This window comes from Spiroplasma kunkelii CR2-3x (assembly GCF_001274875.1).
Lineage (GTDB): Bacteria > Bacillota_I > Bacilli_A > Mycoplasmatales > Mycoplasmataceae > Spiroplasma > Spiroplasma kunkelii.
In genome coordinates, this window is record NZ_CP010899.1 from 160,888 (window position 1) to 177,001 (window position 16,114).

Sequence of the window (16,114 nt, forward strand, 5' to 3'; positions counted from 1 at the left end):
GAGGGTGAAGTATGAAATTATATAATACTTTGACTCGTAATTTTACAGATTATAGTCAAGCAAAAAAAATTAATATTTATGGTTGTGGATCAACTGTATATAATTACATTCATATCGGTAATGCCCGTGCAATTATTACTGTTGATTTATTAATTAGTTTTTTACAATTTCAACATATTGAGGTTAATTATATTCAAAATTATACGGATATTGATGATAAGATTATTGCTAAAGCAGTAACAGAACATAAAACTGAACAAGAAATTGCAGAATTTTATATTAAAACTTTTGAAGAAGATGTTTTTAATTTAAATGTTAGAACACAAGCAAAGCGAGTACGAGTAACAGATCATGTTAAAGATATTATTACTTTTATTCAAAAATTAGTTAAACTTAATGCTGCATATGAAGTTAATGGTAGTGTATATTTTGATATTGCAAAATATCAAGCACAATATGGACAATTAGCTAATAAAAAAATTTCAGAATTAGAAACTAATATTAGAATTGAACATGATGCTAATAAGCATAGTCAATATGATTTTGCTTTATGAAAGCAAACAACCGAAGGAGTTTCTTTTCCCTTTTATGATCAAACGGGTAAATTATATCAAGGTCGCCCAGGTTGACATACAGAATGTGCTGTTTTAATTGATAAATTTTTTCATAAAGAAACAATTGATATTCATGCGGGAGGAATTGATTTAGTTTTTCCTCATCATGAAAATGAACGAATTCAATTTTTAGCAAAAAATAATAAGGAAATTGCAAACATTTGAATGCATAATGGGCATTTAAATGTTGCTGATAAAAAAATGAGTAAATCATTAAATAATACTATTTTAGTTCGTGATTTTATTAAATTATACGGAGCAAATACATTACGTTATTTGTTATATGCGACTAATTATACACAACCATTAAATGTAACAGAAACTTTAATTATTAGTGCACAAGGTGAAACCGAAAAGATTTTTAAAGTCTTAAAAGCAGTAAATTTATATTTAGCTGAATATAACTTAAATTATAATTTAGCACAACATGGTGACAATGTTAAGAAAGTTCTTTCTGAGTTAGCAAATAATTTAAATAGCCCAAATGTTTTAACTATTATTAGTAAAATGATTAAAATTATTAATACTCAATTACGCGATAAAAAACTTAATTTGCAACTTGCTAGTGATTTTTATAATATTATTTTTAATATTATGAATTTTAATTTTAAGTTACCAGTGATTAGTGGTGAAATTCGTAAATATTTATTAGAATGAATTAAGTCAAAAAATAATAAAGATTTTATCAAATCAGATGAGCTTCGTAAGGTTTTAGTAGAAAAAGATATTTTGTAACGAAATGAAAAAAAAGAAATTAATATTATTGGTGCTGGGTTAGCAGGTTGTAAAATTGCTTACCAATTATCAAAACGTGGTTTAAAAGTAAAATTATATGAAGAAAAAACATTATTTAAAAATCCAGTTCAAAAATTAGATACATTTGCACAATTATTTTGTTCTAATTCTTTTTGTAGTGTTTCAAGAGAAAATGCAATTGGAATTTTAAAAGAAGAATTAAAATTATTAAATTCTTTTATTTTAAAAATAGCTTATGATGTTTAAGTTCCTGATGATGATGCACTTAGTGTTGACCGGGAGTTATTTTCACAAAAAGTTACAGCAACTTTAATAAAACATCATAATATTACGATTATTTATGATTAATTTATTAAAATAGATCCAAAACAAATTACTATTATTTCTGTTGGACCATTAGTGACAACAAATTTTGCTTTTTAACTTAAAAAGTTGGTTGGTAAGAAAGCATTGTATTATTATGATGGTTCAGCCCCAATTGTAACAAAATCTGGAATTTATTTTTCAAAAGCATATTATGGCGCACGGCATTCATAACAAAAAGATTATATTATTTGTCAATTAACAGAAGATTATTTTAATCAATTAGTTACAGAATTAGTAACGGCAAAACGAGTTCCTATTGCAGATTTTGAAAAATATTTTAGAGGTTGTTAACCAATTGAGATTATGGCACAAACATCACGAAAAATTCTTTTGAATGGAACAATGATTAGTAATAATTTACCAGACAAAAATGGTAAGCAGCCATTTGCGGTGGTTGAATTACGGCAAGATAATGTCATTGATAGTTTATATAATATTGTAGGTTGACAGACCAATTTAACATGGCCAGAACAAAAACGAATTATTACACAATTTATCCCAGGTTTATAAAAAGTAGATATTGTTCGATATGGAGTTTTACATAAAAATAATTATATTAATTCACCAAAATTTTTAAATCAATTTTTACAATATAAACAAAATAATAATATTTTTTTTGCTGGTCAAATTATTGGGGTAGAAGGTTATTTAGAATCAGCGGCAGCAGGTTTATTATGTGCTTTAAATGTCTATCAATATGTAATCGATTTACCATTAATTAAATTTGCTTAAGAAACTGTGTTAGGAGCATTAGTCAACTATGTTACAAATCCAAAACAACTAGATTTAAAACCAATGAAAGCAAATCTTGGCATTATGCCAACTTTAACAACTAAGTTTAAAAATAAACCAGAGAAAAATTTAGCGCTTTATTCTCGGGCAATAAAAAAAATAAAAGAAACTATTAAAAAATATAAAATTAAATTATAATACTTATAAAGAAATTTATTAATATAGGTTATGAATAATAAAACAGGAAAAGGAAGAAAATATGCAAGAATATATATACATTTACGGAATTAATCCTGTTGTGGAGTCATTACTAAATCCAGCAGTGAAAATTAATAAACTTTATTTATTACCACAAGGGAAAAATAATGAATATTATTTGAAACTAGCTAAAAGTCGTCAAATTAAAGTTGTCTTTTGTTTAACAGACAAAATGACAGCTCTTGTACAAACTAGTAAGCATCAAAGTCTGGTATTGGAAATTTGTAAGCCAGAAAATTATTCATTAACTGCAATAACAACAAAAGCATTACAAAATAGGAATCCATTTTTATTAGTTCTTGATAAAATTTCTGACCCACATAATTTTGGGGCAATTTTGCGTACTTGTGATTTGTTTAATATTGATGGGGTTATTATTCTAGAAAAACGCCAAGTTGATATTAATGCTACTGTTGCCAAAACCTCTGCAGGTGCTTTTAATTATGTTCCAGTTTGTCGAGTAAATAATTTAACTAATGCAATTGAATATTTAAAAAAACAAGGGTTTTGAATTTATGCAACAAATTTAACTACAACAGCCTACAATGTAAGTAAATTAAAATATGATACGCCAATTTGTCTAATGGTAGGGAATGAAGGAACAGGTATTAGCGCAAAATTATTAAAGCATTCTGATTTTAATATTTATATTCCAACAACAGGTCATCTTGATTCTTTAAATGTATCGGTTGCTAGTGCTATTTTAATTTATCAAATTAAAATGTTACAACAATAAAATTTAATTTAGAAAGGATTTGACTATTGTTACTATGAATGAATATGAATTACTTTATTTATTTCAAGAAGGTCATAATTAAATAGCATTATTTAGTTTATCGTCAAAAAATTAAAAGACTTTATTTTTCAACGTTACACATGAGATATTAATAAACAAATTCGTTAATTTTTTAATTTAAAAAATAAAGTTTTAAATTATTACATTAAATTAACTAATGAAATTTTTTAAATAAAATTGCTTGTTTTGATGAACAAAAACAAATTATTAAAATATTTTATCAACGATTATAACAATTAGAAAAATAAGTATTTCGGTTATGATTTGCTTGTGAAAATATTTATAATATTCACCCCTTATTAGGGTTAAATTATTGGCAAGTTGATAATGCAATTCAACAAATTATGCAAAAAAAGAGATTTTTACAAAAATAGTTAATTAAGTATATGAATATTGTTATTAATATACTATAATTAATTATGGTGAATATTATGCGCGAAAAGATTATATTAGTATGTTCAGAATGTTTAAATCGAAACTATACAACATTTAAAAACAAAATGACACAAAAAGAACGATTAGAAATAAATAAGTTTTGTAAAACATGTAATAAACATACTAAACATAAAGAAACAAGGTAGAGGTGTTTGCAATGAAAAAAATGAAAAATCAAAAAAAGAATGTTAAAACTGTTTTAACAAAAGAAGAAAAAAAAGCGTTAAAAATTCAAAAGAAAAATGAAAAAGCAGCGCTAATTTTTCAAAAAAAAGTAAGTAAAACAGCACCAATTCAAGTTGGAACAAAAAAAGCAAGCACAACACCAGAGGTTAATGAGAATGGTGAAGCAATTAAAAAAGGTCTTTTTAAGCGTAAAAATTCAAATAAAAGTAAAAAAACAAATTGAAAATTATCTTTTCGTGAATTTCCTGTCAAAATGGCAAAAGAAGTCACAAGAATTCGATGAACAAGTAAGGGTAGTTTAGGACGCAAGTTTTTAATCACAATTTTATTTATTATTGTTTTTGCGGTGTTTTATTTAGTATTAGATTTAGTTTTACATAATTTACTAACTGTTACTCGCATTATATAATAGATAAGTTTAAAAGGAGTAAAGTAAGGTAATGTTAGGAAAAAACACAATAACAGATGAAATCATTGATAATGATAAAAGTGAAGACAGAGAAACTTTAGAAGATGTTACACAGTATCCTGGAAAATGATATGTAATTAATTGTTATTCTGGACATGAAGACCGTGTTCGTGATGACTTAATTCAACGAGTAAAATCATTAAATATGAAGGATGTTGTTTTTGATATTAGAGTTGTAAAAGAGATAGTTTCAGCCAAAAAAGGTGGAAAACTAATAGAAAAAGAAAAAAATGTTTATCCAGGTTATATTTTTATTAATATGATTATGAACGATGAAGCTTGATATATTGTTCGGAACACAACAGGGGTTACTGGATTTATTGGCTCATCAGGGCGAGGAACAAAACCTTTTCCTTTAACAGATCAAGAAGCAAGGACAATGATTTCAAAATCATTGGCAGCTAAAAAAAGAGCAACAGGGCAAGGAAAAAAAGTTAAAAAAGTATTTGTGGCAAACTTTGAAGTGAATGATTATGTTCGAATTTTATCAGGAACTTTTACTGATATGGAAGGACAAGTAACAAAAATTGATACTTCAAAAGGGATTGCGATAGTAAATTTAGAAATGTTTGGTCGTTTGACGCCTACTGAAGTTGAATTTGACCAATGTAAAAAAATTGGTTAGGTTAGCATAGCAAATTAATATTATTTTTTGTTATTCTTTTTTTAAAATGATAAATGTAAACCGTTTAACTGAGAATACTTTTTTTATGCGAAATGCTGTTGTTGTTGCACGCGAACTATTAGGAAAATATTTAGTTCGAATTATTGATGGGAAAAAAATTATTTGTAAAATTATTGAAACTGAAGCTTATGATGGACCCGAAGATGATGCTAATCATGGTTTTAACAATAAACGTAGTTCTCGTAATGAAACACTTTTTTGAAAAGGTGGTTTTGTACATGTTTTTCTCATTTATGGGATGTATCATTGTTTTAATATTGTTACTGACCAAGTTAATTTTCCAAGTGCAGTTTTATTACGCGCTGGTGAAATTATTATTGATGAAACTGTTCATGACTTTGTTTCAACACCACGTTTAGCAAATGGTCCTGGGAAGTTATCACGCTATTTAAAAATTACTAAAGCTGATGATGGACTTTCTCTGCTAGAAAGTTTAGTTTTATATCTTGCCGAAGATACAGCACCAACTGCAATTGAAATTACAACTACACCACGGGTCAACATTGAGTATGCAACAAATTTTAAATTAAAACCATATCGATTTTATATTACAGATCATAAAGCAGTTTCGAAAAAATAAGAGGTTAAAATGAATAAAGCAAAAAAATCAGAAATTTGAAAGGTTCACCGGGAATTTCCTTATCTTGAGATTAGCAATATGGGGCGTGTTCGTAATATTGTAACAAAGAAAGTTAAGGAATTAAAGAAGCCAAAAAATACTAATTATTATTTAATTCGTCGTCGTGAAGATAGAAAAACAAAAGCAAGGCCATTACATAAGTTGGTTGTTGAGTTATTTATTGGTTCAGTTCCGCCAAATATGACAATTGATCATATTAATGGTAATCCTTGTGATAATCGAGCAGAAAATTTAGAAATTGTTTCAAAACGAGAAAATACAATTCGGCAAATTAGGATGTGATCACATCCGCATAGTTTTTATAATCGAGATTTAGTGGAAGCACATAGTGAGAAACGATGAATGTATCGTGGTGAACTATATAATTGAATTGAAATCTTAAAGCTATTATATGCTCAAGGAATTATATACTATCAAGTTAAATGAAAAGGAAGTAGTAAAGGACGAATTGGTCAATTACCAAATGGTGAAACAATTATGCGTGTCAAAAATATTGATTCTAATAATGGTGATGATGATGATTTTTAAAAAAACTACTATTATGAATAAACAACATAATAGTTTTTTTTAAAAAATGATTTGTGGTTTAAGTCCAGCACTAGCATTTAAGTCAATCATACCGTGATAGTTTAATTTAATAGCATCAAGAAGTGTTGCTGATATGCAAACATCGGTAGCAACACCAACAATGACTAAGTTAGTAACCTTGTGTTCTTGAAGAAATTCATGTAATCCATTTGAAGTATGATTATCACTAAAAAAACCACTATAGCTATCAAAATCTTGTTGTGTTCCTTTTAAAATAATATGGTCAAATTGCGATGTAGTTAATTTATATAACTCACTGCCAAATGTATTTGTAATGCAATGTGGACTTCATTTATCAAACGAACAATGATTATTAGGATGAAAATCTTTTGTCGCAATAACTAAATCACCATTCTTATGAAATTCATCAATTAAAGCAACAATTTTTTCATATAATTTTTCTGCTCCTGGAACATATAATGCTCCTTTAGGATCAACAAAGTCATTTTGATAATCAACTACAATTAAGGCTTTTTTATTCATTTCATAATCCTCTCAATTATTTTTTAAACACTTATATATTAACATATATATTGTTATAATGTTAAAAGAAATTAAAAATTATAGGGGGATATTGATGATTAAATTAATTAAAACAGCGTTACCAGAATTAGAAATTACACCTGAGCAAGAAAAAAAGTTACAATTATATTATCAATATTTAGTTAAACAAAACCAAATTATGAATTTAACTACAATTATTAATGAAGACGAGGTTTATATTAAACATTTTCTTGATTCAGGATTATTATTAAAGGAATTATCATTGTCAAAGGAGATGACAGTTAGTGATGTTGGCAGTGGGGCCGGTTTTCCAGGGTTGGTTTTGAAAATTTTTTGCCCAACAATTAAATTAACAATTATTGAAGCATTAGAAAAACGATGCTTATTTTTACAACGATTAGTGATGAAGTTACAATTAAAAAATGTTGAAATTATTCATGCTCGAGCAGAGGAATATAGTCGAGAGCATGCTGAATCTTTTGAACTTGTTGTTTCTCGTGCTGTTGCTAATTTAGGGGTGCTTTTAGAATTAGTAGTGCGAATGGTTAAAACATCGGGAAGGATTATTTGTTATAAAGGATCAAATGTTAAGGCTGAATTACAAGCAGCGCAAAAAACTTTATCAGTTTTAAATTTAAAATTAGAAAAAATTCAACATGAAACGATTCCGCAACTTGGTGAACGGAACATTTGTTATTTTATTAAAACAGAGGCAACTTCAAAACCATATCCTCGTCGGTTTAATCAAATAAAAAAATTTCCAATTGGATAAAGTGTTATATAATAATAATAATAATAATGTATAAAATTATCATATGCAACGGAACAGAAAGGGCAATTATGGGAAAAATTATTGCAATCACAAACCAAAAAGGTGGCGTTGGAAAAACAACAACTTCGATTAACTTAGCGGCCGGATTGGCACGTACTCGACAAAAGATTTTATTAGTGGATATTGATCCCCAAGGAAATGCAACAACTGGGACAGGTGCTAATAAAGAAGAAATTCATGAAAGTATGTATGATGTTTTAGTTGGACAAATCCCATTAAAAAATATTATTATTTCAAATATTATGACTAATGTTGATTTAGCACCAGCAACTATTTCATTAGCGGGAGCAGATATTTATTTGATGGAAAGAACAGAAGATAACCAAAGCATTTTATTAGAGCGGATTAAACCGGTTCGTGATAAGTATGATTTTATTTTAATTGATTGTCCCCCCTCCTTAGGATTAATTAATCGAAACGCACTAGCTTGTGCTGATTCTGTTTTAATTCCAATTCAAGCAGAGTATTATGCTTTAGAAGGTTTGGCACAGTTATTAACAACAATTCATTTTGTACAAAAAATGTTTAATGAAAGTTTAACAATTGAAGGAATTGTTTTAACAATGTTTGATTCACGAACAAAATTATCATTTGAAGTGATGACAGAAGTTAAAAAATATTTTAATGAAAAAGTTTATCGAACACATATTCCAAGAAATGTTAAAATTAGTGAATCACCATCACATGGTTTGAGTATTTTTGAATATGATAAAGGTGGTGCAGGTGCAGTTGCTTATGAAGAATTAGTGAGAGAGGTGTTGGCAAACAATGGCAAGTAATATTAAGAGTCGATTAAGTTCAAAAGGGCTAGATAAAATTTTTGGTGAAGGAATCAACGAAGTAATTAAAGGGATTGAAAGCAATGATGCATTAAAAGAGACAGCGAATGAAATTGTATTAGCGGAAATTTTTCCTAATCCGCATCAACCCCGCAAAAATTTTAATGAAGAAGAATTAACAGAATTAGCACAGTCAATTAAAGAATATGGTTTAATTCAACCTATTATTGTAAAAAAAACGAATAATGGCTATTATTTAGTTGCCGGAGAGCGTCGTAGTCGGGCTGCTAAATTAGCAGGATTAACAACAATTCCAGCAATTGTTGTTGATTTTAATGATCAGCAGATGAAAGAAGTTGCTTTAATTGAAAACATTCAACGGGTTGATTTAAATTCAATTGAAGAAGCTAATGCTTATAAAGAATTAATTGAGTTACTAGGATTAACCCAAGAAGAATTAGCACAACGAATTGGAAAATCACGAAGTCATGTCACAAATACGATGCGATTATTAAATTTACCAACTGAAGTGCAAACCTTGTTATTAGAAAATAAAGTAACAATGGGGCAAGTTAAACCATTAATTAGTTTAAATGTTGATAAAAATGAATTAAAAAATATTATTAATAAGATTATTAATTTAAATTTAAATGCGCGTCAGGTTGAAGAATTGGTCAAAGAATATAATCCAAAAATAACGAAACCATTAATTGAAAATTCAGAGAAGAATTCATCAAAACGAGCTGTTAATGAATTTTTGGAAAATAAAATAATGCGAAAATTAGGAACAAAAGTAGTTATTGATACTGACAAAATTGTTATCAAGTATACTGGAATTAAAGATTTAAACCGTATTTTAGAATTATTAGGTTTAATTGATGATTAATTAATAGTAAGTAAGAACATAATGGCATTAAAAATGGGAATAGTTGGCTTACCAAACGTTGGTAAATCAACTCTATTTAACGCAATTACAAATTCACAAGTTCAAGCAGCTAATTATCCATTTGCAACAATTAATCCAAATGTTGGAACGGTAGAAGTTCCTGATGAACGAATGGATACTTTAATTACTCTTTGTGCTCCGCACAAAGCAATTCATAGTACCTTTGAATTTTATGATATTGCTGGATTAATTACTGGAGCTAGTAAAGGTGAAGGTTTAGGAAATACTTTTTTGCAAAATATTCGCGAAACTGATGCAATTTGTATGGTTATCCGTTGTTTTAATAATAAAGATATTATCCACGTTGAAGGAACAATTGATCCAATTCGTGATATTGAAATTATTAATTTAGAATTAATTATTTCTGACCAGGAACAAATTAAAAAACGAATTGATAAAATTATTAAAAAAGTACAAACTTTAAAACAAAAAGAAGATGTTTTTGAGTATGAATTATTATTAAAGTTAGCAACAGGATTAGAACAAAATAAATTATTAAAAGATTTAACATTATCAGATGATGAACTAAAAGTAGTAAAAAATTTTAATTTATTAACAATTAAACCTTTTATTTATGTTGCTAATGTTGCAGAAAGTGATTTAAACCAACCAGATAATTTTTATGTTAAAACAGTTAAAGAATATACTCAACAACAAGCAATTGAAGTCGTTGTTATTTGTGCTAAAATTGAAGAAGAATTATCAGCATTAGAACCAGATGATAGGAAATTATTAATGGCTGATTATGGTATAAAAGAAGCTGGTTTAAGTCAATTAATTAAAAAATCTTATGCTTTATTAGGTTTACAAACATTTTTTACTGCTGGCAAGCAAGAAGTACGAGCATGGACTTTTAAAAAAGGAGCAACAGCACCAATGTGTGCAGGAATCATTCATTCTGACTTTGAACGTGGTTTTATTCGAGCAGAAGTTTATTCGTATGATGATTTAGTGCAATATGGTAGTGAAAAAGCTGTAAAAGAAAATGGTCGGTTACGAAGCGAAGGAAAAAATTATGTTATGCAAGACGGCGATATATGTTTTTTTAAATTTAATGTTTAGGGAGAAATAATAATGCGAATTGGCAATAGTTATGATTTACATAATTTAAAAGTAGGAACTGGTTTTTATTTAGGGGGAATTTTTATTACATGTCAATACCAAATTGAAGCTGTTTCTGATGGTGATATTTTGTTACATACAATTAGTGAAGCAATTATTGGAGCCTTAGGATTAGGTGATTTAGGAGAATGGTTTGATGAAACAAATAAAAAACTTAATTCACAATTAATTTTAAAAAAAGCATTAACATTAATGACTGAACAGAATTATCAAATTAGTAATATTGATGCAACAATTATTATTGATGAACCACACTTGCAAAAGCATAAAAAAGCAATTAAAACTAATTTACAAAAATTATTACAAATTACGGCTGAAAAAATTAACTTAAAAGCAACAACTACTGAACAAAATTTTCCAAATATTATCCAAAGTTATACAACATTATTACTTTTAAAGCAAAATGATTAGGTAAAAAGTTAGAATGGGGGATTAAAATGAAACAAAAAATCAGATTACGTTATGCACCAAGTCCAACGGGATTTTTACATATTGGTAATACAAGAACAGCATTATTTAATTATTTATTTGCAAAACATTATGATGGTGTTTTTGTTCTACGAATTGAAGATACAGATATTGAACGAAATGTTGAAAGAGCTATTGCGTCACAATTAGATAATTTACGTTGATTAGGAATTGAACCAGATGAAACAATTGATCGCCCAGGGGCTTATGGACCATATCGACAATTAGAACGGTTAGAACTTTATCAAAAATATGCGCAAAAATTATTAACAACAAAAAAAGCATATTATTGTTTTTGTACACCAGCTGAACTTGAAAAAGACCGTGAAACACAATTGGCAAAAGGATATCTTTCACCACGTTATAATCGCAAATGTTGACAATTAACTTCTGAACAAATTGCTGAAAAATTAGCAAAACAAACCCCATATAATTTACGTTTTTTCGTTACTGATGAAGCAAGTTATGATTTTAATGATTTAGTCCGCGGTCCTGTTCATTTTGAAGGAAAAAATCTTGGCGATTGAGTTATTTTAAAATCAAATAAAATCCCAACTTATAATTTTGCGGTCGTAATTGATGATATGTTAATGGAAATTAGTCATGTTGTTCGAGGAGAAGAACATATTTCTAATACACCAAAACAATTAATGATTTACGAAGCATTTAATGCTAAGCCACCAATTTTTGCTCATTTAACCTTAATTGTTAATGAGCAACATAAAAAGTTGTCAAAACGAGATAGTCATTTAATGCAATTTATTAGCCAATATCGAACATTAGGATATTTACCAACAGCAATTTTTAATTTTATTAGTTTATTAGGATGATCGCCTTTGGGCAATGTTGAAATTTTTAGTCATGATGAATTAATTAAAATTTTTGATGAAACGCGGTTTAGTAAATCGCCAAGTATGTTTGATGTTAAAAAATTAACTTGAATAAATAATTATTATCTTAAAGCAATGAATGATGAGGATTATCTAACTTTTGTTCGACCTTTTTTAGCAGAAAGCTATGATTTAACAAAAAAAACACCAGAATGAGTACATATGTTATTATTAATTTATAAAAAAGAACTTCAATATGGGGCAGAAATTGTGACCTTAACAAAACCATTTTTTGAACCACCAACAAAGTTATCAATGGCAACACAAACAGTGTTAACAGAATTGAGCGGTTATGAAGAAATGATAACATCTTTTAAAACAGCGTTAAGTCAATTGCCAGTTTGAGATGAACCAAATATTAAGCAATTAATTAGTAAAATGGGGAAACAATATGCTATGAAAGGAAAGAATTTATTTATGCCAATTAGAATTTTTACTTCTCATCAAGAACATGGGCCAGAACTAGCCAAGGTTATTTATTTATTAGGGAAAGAACAAGTAATTAATAATATTACTAAATTACAATAACTAAAAAATGAAATTACCACTAACAATCCGAGATAGTGTTCATGGCGATATTGAAATTAATGAAGAAATTACCGTAAAATTAATTAACACTCCAGAATTTCAACGCTTGCGTCGCATTAGTCAATTAGCAGGGGGACAATTTGTTTTTCCAAGTGCGTCGCATACGCGTTTTTCACATTGTATTGGTGTTTATCATTTAGTTAGTAAAATGTTAGAAACAGAAAGTTTTCAAGAAATGTATAGTACGCATGAACAATTATTGGTTAAATTAGCAGGATTACTGCATGATATTGGTCATGGTCCATTTTCACATACATTTGAAATGACTAATCATGTCACAAAAAAGAATATTAGTCATGAAAATTATTCGTCTTTATTAATTAAAAATCCAACAACAAATATTAATAAAATCTTAGCGTTTGAATTTAGTCAAGAAGAAATTAATGAACTATGTATGATGATTGAAGGTAAACATCCGGACGGGGTTTTATCATCGTTAGTATCTTCACAATTAGATGCTGACCGAATGGATTATTTATTACGTGATGGACAAACAAGCGGTGTAGGTTATAGTCATGTTGATACACAGTGAATTATTCGGCATTTATTTATTAAAGATAAAAAGATTGTTTTTCCGTTAAAAGTACAGTATGCAATTGAATCATTTTTAATTGGCCGTTATCATATGTATAAGCAAATTTTTTTACATCCACTAAGCATCGGATTTGATTTAACTTTCCAAATGATGTTCAAACGATTGTATGATTTATACCATAGCAATTATCAATTTAAAAATAAAGTAATAATTACTTTATTAATTCCAGTGTTGGAAGGAAAAATGATGAGTCCAGATCAATATTGTACATTAGATGATTATACATTATTTACATATTTAAAAATGTTAGAAAATGAAAATGATGAAATTTTAGTTACATTAATTAAAATGTTCACAACAAGAAATTTTTTGCAAAAAATAAACCCAGCAAAAAGAAATTTCGAAGAAATTAAAAATAATTTGATAAAAAAATATAAAAACCATTATAATTACTTTATGGTTGAATATAACCTAAAACCAGTTAAATTATATGATAGTGATACTAAAACAATTTATATTTATACACCAAAAGGAATTAAATGCATTATGGAAGTTTCAGAAGTCTTAGCATTTAAAAATAATAATAAAAATACAGCAACAACAATTTGGTTTTCAATTGGAGAAAAATATGAGAATGATTAATAAGAAAGGTTTAAATTAATGAACGATAATGTAGAGTTATTAGACTTAGTGTATTTATATTTGAAAAAGAAAAAAAATAGCGATACTTTTGAAAATATTTGAAATAATATAGCATCAAAAAGTGATGTAACAGTTCAAGGAGCCAGCAAAGAATATGTCATTGCAGAATTATATACTGATTTGGTGTTAGATAATCGTTTTGTGTTGACAAGTGAAGGTATGTGAGGGTTACGTGAATTCTTAAAATATGATGAAATTAAAAAACAATATGATTATACTGACCAGTTTGAAACAACAGAAGAATTTGAAGATATTGATTTAGATGAAGAATATGATGAAGAATATGATGAAGAAGATGAAGAGGAAAATGATGAAGAAGAATCATTAATTGATACTCTTGATTTTGTTAATACATTAGATGATGATAACGAGGAAGATGATTTTATTGAAATAGAAGTTGATGATGATTTAATTGAAAATGATTATTCTATTGATGATGACGATGAAACAGTAGCAGCTAAATTGGGTATTACAGAAGAAATTGACTGAAAATCTCTTGAAAAAGAAATGGAAGAAAATAATTAATACCAAGATTAAAGAGTGTTAGAAGTGACAACCCTGTTAATTTCTAAACTCTTTTTAATTTGAGGATGAAAGGATGATAAGACAATGACAAAATATATTTTTGTAACTGGTGGAGTTGTCAGTGGCCTAGGGAAAGGCATTACAGCTTCTTCAATTGGTGTTTTATTAAAAGCAAGTGGATTAAATGTTTTTATGCAAAAATTTGATCCATATTTAAATGTTGACCCTGGAACAATGAGTCCTTATCAACATGGTGAAGTTTTTGTAACAGCAGATGGTGCTGAAACAGATTTAGATTTAGGACATTATGAACGTTTTATTGATGAAAATTTAACAAAAGAATCAAATATCACTTCAGGACGAATATATAAAAATGTAATTGAAAAAGAACGCCGTGGCGAATATGAAGGTGGGACAGTTCAAGTTGTTCCCCATGTTACTAATGAAATTAAAAAGAAAGTTTATCATGCGGCATCAACATCAAAAGCAGATATTATTATTACTGAAATTGGGGGGACAGTTGGGGATATTGAATCGTTGCCTTTTATTGAAGCAATTCGTCAAGTTCGCATGGAACAAGGACGAGAAAATGTTATTTATATGCATGTTTCATTAGTTCCATATATTGCAACATCAAAAGAATCAAAAACAAAACCAACACAACATTCAGTGCGAGAACTATTATCACTAGGGATTCAACAAGATATTGTTGTTGTTAGAACTGAACAAGTTTTAGAAGATAATGTCCTTGAAAAAATTGCGCTATTTTGTAATATTGAAAAAAATAATGTTTTAGTAGCTACTGATGTTGCTAGTATTTATGAAGTACCATTAAAAATGTATGAACAAAATGCTCAAATAGTAATTAGCAAGTTATTAAACTTAAAAGTTACAAAAACTGATATGTCAGGATGAAAACAATTTGTTGAAAAAATTAATCACTCAAAAGAAGTAATTGAGATTAAATTAGTTGGAAAATATATTGAACTTCCAGATGCTTATTTATCAGTTAGTGAATCGTTACGAATTGCTGGATATGAAAATAAGGTTAAAATTAAAATTGATTGAATTAAAGCCGAACATATTAATAAAAAAAATTATCAACAATTATTAAAAAATGCAAAAGGGATTTTGGTTCCTGGTGGTTTTGGTAAACGTGGTTTTGAAGGGAAAATTTTAGCATGTCAATTTGCTCGTGAAAATAACGTTCCATTCTTTGGAATTTGTTTTGGGATGCAAGCAGCTGTAATTGAATTTGCCCGTAATGTTTGTTATATTCAGGATGCTAATTCTTCAGAATTAACAGAAACAAAAAATGCAATTATTGATATTATTCGTGGCAAAGAAAAAACTGATGCTTTAGGAGGAACATTACGCTTAGGTAATTATAAGACATTTTTAGTTCCAAACACATTAGCACATAAGTTATATGGGAAAGATGAGGTTTTGGAACGTCATCGCCATCGTTATGAAGTTAATAATGATTTTCGTGAACAATTAACACAAGCTGGATTAGTATTTAGTGGTCTTTATGCTGAGAAAAACTTAGTGGAAGTTATTGAAATCCCGAGCCATCCTTTTTATCTTGCTGCACAATATCACCCGGAGTTTACTTCTCGACCAAATAAACCAAATCCATTATTTAATGGTTTTGTGCAAGCAGTAATTAACAATAAATAAGATGAAAAATTTGAAAAA

Annotated in this window: 17 protein-coding genes and 1 pseudogene; 17 read left to right on the plus strand and 1 reads right to left on the minus strand. The window is 27.9% G+C overall.

Annotated features, from left to right (window positions below):
• The first annotated feature begins 11 nt into the window (after positions 1-11).
• The 8 genes and pseudogenes from cysS (at position 12) to SKUN_RS00800 (ending at position 6,465) form a co-directional block, all read left to right on the plus strand.
• A complete protein-coding gene (gene cysS, locus SKUN_RS00765) occupies positions 12-1,349 on the plus strand; it encodes a cysteine--tRNA ligase (protein WP_053390445.1) in 1,338 nt (445 codons plus the stop codon).
• A gap of 18 nt (positions 1,350-1,367) precedes the next feature.
• Positions 1,368-2,666 (plus strand): annotated as a pseudogene (gene trmFO, locus SKUN_RS11705) (methylenetetrahydrofolate--tRNA-(uracil(54)-C(5))-methyltransferase (FADH(2)-oxidizing) TrmFO).
• A 61-nt stretch (positions 2,667-2,727) separates the two neighbouring features.
• The gene (gene rlmB, locus SKUN_RS00775) at positions 2,728-3,462 is read left to right on the plus strand and encodes a 23S rRNA (guanosine(2251)-2'-O)-methyltransferase RlmB (protein WP_053390446.1); all 735 of its coding nucleotides are present in this window, start codon (positions 2,728-2,730) and stop codon (positions 3,460-3,462) included.
• Between the two features lie 491 nt (positions 3,463-3,953).
• Positions 3,954-4,103 carry a 50S ribosomal protein L33 gene (gene rpmG / locus SKUN_RS00780; protein WP_004028373.1) on the plus strand — a complete coding sequence of 50 codons (150 nt, stop codon included), beginning with the start codon at positions 3,954-3,956 and terminating at the stop codon, positions 4,101-4,103.
• An 11-nt stretch (positions 4,104-4,114) separates the two neighbouring features.
• Positions 4,115-4,552, plus strand: a complete 438-nt coding sequence (secE, locus tag SKUN_RS00785) for a preprotein translocase subunit SecE (protein ID WP_053390447.1) — start codon at positions 4,115-4,117, stop codon at positions 4,550-4,552.
• A 31-nt stretch (positions 4,553-4,583) separates the two neighbouring features.
• Positions 4,584-5,237, plus strand: a complete 654-nt coding sequence (nusG, locus tag SKUN_RS00790; protein ID WP_053390448.1) for a transcription termination/antitermination protein NusG — start codon at positions 4,584-4,586, stop codon at positions 5,235-5,237.
• A gap of 46 nt (positions 5,238-5,283) precedes the next feature.
• Positions 5,284-5,877: a DNA-3-methyladenine glycosylase gene (locus SKUN_RS00795; RefSeq protein WP_053390449.1), complete on the plus strand. Its 594-nt coding sequence runs from the start codon at positions 5,284-5,286 to the stop codon at positions 5,875-5,877.
• Between the two features lie 9 nt (positions 5,878-5,886).
• A complete protein-coding gene (locus SKUN_RS00800) occupies positions 5,887-6,465 on the plus strand; it encodes an HNH endonuclease signature motif containing protein (RefSeq protein WP_053390450.1) in 579 nt (192 codons plus the stop codon).
• A 39-nt stretch (positions 6,466-6,504) separates the two neighbouring features.
• On the opposite strand, the gene SKUN_RS00805 is transcribed toward SKUN_RS00800, so the two are convergent.
• Positions 6,505-7,008 carry an isochorismatase family protein gene (locus tag SKUN_RS00805; protein ID WP_053390451.1) on the minus strand — a complete coding sequence of 168 codons (504 nt, stop codon included), beginning with the start codon at positions 7,006-7,008 and terminating at the stop codon, positions 6,505-6,507.
• Positions 7,009-7,102: 94 nt separating this feature from the next.
• Between SKUN_RS00805 and rsmG the strand changes: the two genes are divergently transcribed.
• The 9 genes from rsmG (at position 7,103) to SKUN_RS00850 (ending at position 16,096) form a co-directional block, all read left to right on the plus strand.
• On the plus strand, positions 7,103-7,801 hold the full coding sequence (rsmG, locus tag SKUN_RS00810; protein WP_053390452.1) for a 16S rRNA (guanine(527)-N(7))-methyltransferase RsmG: 699 nt from the start codon (positions 7,103-7,105) through the stop codon (positions 7,799-7,801).
• Between the two features lie 68 nt (positions 7,802-7,869).
• Positions 7,870-8,640, plus strand: a complete 771-nt coding sequence (locus SKUN_RS00815; RefSeq protein ID WP_053390453.1) for a ParA family protein — start codon at positions 7,870-7,872, stop codon at positions 8,638-8,640.
• On the plus strand, positions 8,630-9,526 hold the full coding sequence (locus SKUN_RS00820) for a ParB/RepB/Spo0J family partition protein (RefSeq protein ID WP_053390454.1): 897 nt from the start codon (positions 8,630-8,632) through the stop codon (positions 9,524-9,526). The genes SKUN_RS00815 and SKUN_RS00820 overlap by 11 nt, the downstream gene beginning before the upstream one ends.
• Positions 9,527-9,547: 21 nt before the next feature.
• The gene (gene ychF / locus SKUN_RS00825; protein ID WP_053390455.1) at positions 9,548-10,648 is read left to right on the plus strand and encodes a redox-regulated ATPase YchF; all 1,101 of its coding nucleotides are present in this window, start codon (positions 9,548-9,550) and stop codon (positions 10,646-10,648) included.
• A 12-nt stretch (positions 10,649-10,660) separates the two neighbouring features.
• The gene (gene ispF / locus SKUN_RS00830; RefSeq protein ID WP_053390456.1) at positions 10,661-11,119 is read left to right on the plus strand and encodes a 2-C-methyl-D-erythritol 2,4-cyclodiphosphate synthase; all 459 of its coding nucleotides are present in this window, start codon (positions 10,661-10,663) and stop codon (positions 11,117-11,119) included.
• A gap of 26 nt (positions 11,120-11,145) precedes the next feature.
• Positions 11,146-12,594: a glutamate--tRNA ligase gene (gene gltX, locus SKUN_RS00835; RefSeq protein ID WP_053390457.1), complete on the plus strand. Its 1,449-nt coding sequence runs from the start codon at positions 11,146-11,148 to the stop codon at positions 12,592-12,594.
• Between the two features lie 7 nt (positions 12,595-12,601).
• On the plus strand, positions 12,602-13,831 hold the full coding sequence (locus SKUN_RS00840; RefSeq protein ID WP_053390458.1) for an HD domain-containing protein: 1,230 nt from the start codon (positions 12,602-12,604) through the stop codon (positions 13,829-13,831).
• Positions 13,832-13,849: 18 nt separating this feature from the next.
• The gene (gene rpoE / locus SKUN_RS00845; protein ID WP_053390459.1) at positions 13,850-14,416 is read left to right on the plus strand and encodes a DNA-directed RNA polymerase subunit delta; all 567 of its coding nucleotides are present in this window, start codon (positions 13,850-13,852) and stop codon (positions 14,414-14,416) included.
• An 84-nt stretch (positions 14,417-14,500) separates the two neighbouring features.
• Positions 14,501-16,096, plus strand: a complete 1,596-nt coding sequence (locus SKUN_RS00850; protein ID WP_053390460.1) for a CTP synthase — start codon at positions 14,501-14,503, stop codon at positions 16,094-16,096.
• Positions 16,097-16,114: the final 18 nt, after the last annotated feature.